General features: G+C 64.4%; 1 pseudogene. It reads right to left on the reverse strand.

Annotated elements, in window-relative coordinates:
* Positions 1 to 302, reverse strand: a pseudogene (locus AB0M54_RS40505) (hypothetical protein); the annotation flags it as partial.
* Positions 303 to 1,469: the final 1,167 nt, after the last annotated feature.

Consider the following 1,469-nt stretch of genomic DNA (forward strand, 5'->3'; position numbering starts at 1 on the left):
CTCGGAAGGTTCGCATTCTTGAGCGCTACCTGCGCGTTCACTTGGGCTTGAGTGGGTGGGCAGCGACCGGGAACTTTTACCCCGGTAGGGCCCACACGGTCGGCCGTCGCGTTCGGATTGCCCGGGCTGAAACCCAGCGCCGGCACCAAAGCGTTAATGTCACCGGAGCTGGCTCCGGCGTTGCCCTGTTCGGCGGCCTGGCTCATCCCCGTGCCGACCGCGAGCGCCGAGCCGAGCAGCGCTGCGGCGGCACCTCCAATCACCAGCTTGCGCGTCCGGCTGCTGACTCCGCGTCGATACATGCACGGCTCCTCTTCGTCTCGGTACTGCTTGTGCCGAGATATACGAGCAATGATGTGGCAGCAGTTCATGACGCTGAGCAAGCGTTCGTTAAAGTTTTTTTAACGCGACTCCCGGGGCGTGCAGCCGCCAGCATCGTCGCGCCCACGTCCGCGCGGCCCAGCTACGCCGCAGCGCCGAACCCTACAACAGGGCGGCGATCTGCACGACCCCTGGGACGGCCTGTTCATCACCACCAAGAACGGCCGGATTGGTAGTTGCAGTGCCAACGCTTCTTCTGCCGGCCCCTCTCAAGAGCCCTCCACCAGCACCGATGCCAGGGGTCAAGGGTCGCCGCAGGCCATCGCGAAGCGACGCGGAGCGTCCTTGACGCCTGGTACCGGTGCTGGACCATTGAGGCGAGAGGGGAAGGCCGACCGAGTTGTCGCTCGTGCCTTCCGGGGTCCGCAGGACTGCCGCCGGCCCGAAGTCCAGCTCTAGGAGCGAGGATGGAATGCCCTGGTGCGGCCCGCCGCGCCGGCCGATGCCAGCCGGAGGCCGCCAGCAGGCCGGGCGCGAGCGGGCACGGTCGCGCCGCGTCAGCGGCGCCTTGATACACAGAATGACCAAGTCGGCAGTAACACTTGCTTGCTGCGGGTTTCTGGACCAGCGGTCAAGGTGCGCTACGACCGGCGCCACTTGACTCTTGTGGTCCCCAGGAACGCGAAGAAGGCTGATCCAAGATCTAGACCAGCCTTCTGACCTGCGAAAACCTTCGGTCGGGCTGACAGGATTTGAACCTGCGACCCCTTGTTCTGAATCTCCACTTTGGAGGGCTTGGCATTGCTTGTCAGAAACCCGCACTGATCGGCCAGAATGCGGCTGGAGGATCCCTCGTGACTTGTCATCGCTTGCCATGAGTTGGCGTTGTTTTCGGTGAGTAAAGCGGGGGCGGATCAGAATCGCTGCACCCTCACAAGAGGTCGCCGAGATCCCAACTTCTCCCGTCGCAAACGTGATAATACGGATGGATCGAACCGCGGTGGACCGCCCTGGGATCGAACCGCGGTGGACCGCCCTGGGATCGAACCGCAGTGGACCGCCCTGGGATCGAACCGCAGTGGACCGCCCTGGGATCGAACCGCAGTGGACCGCCCTGGGATCGAACCGCAGTGGACCGCCCTGGGATC

The sequence above is a fragment of the Actinoplanes sp. NPDC051470 genome, assembly GCF_040682035.1.
Lineage (GTDB): Bacteria > Actinomycetota > Actinomycetes > Mycobacteriales > Micromonosporaceae > Actinoplanes.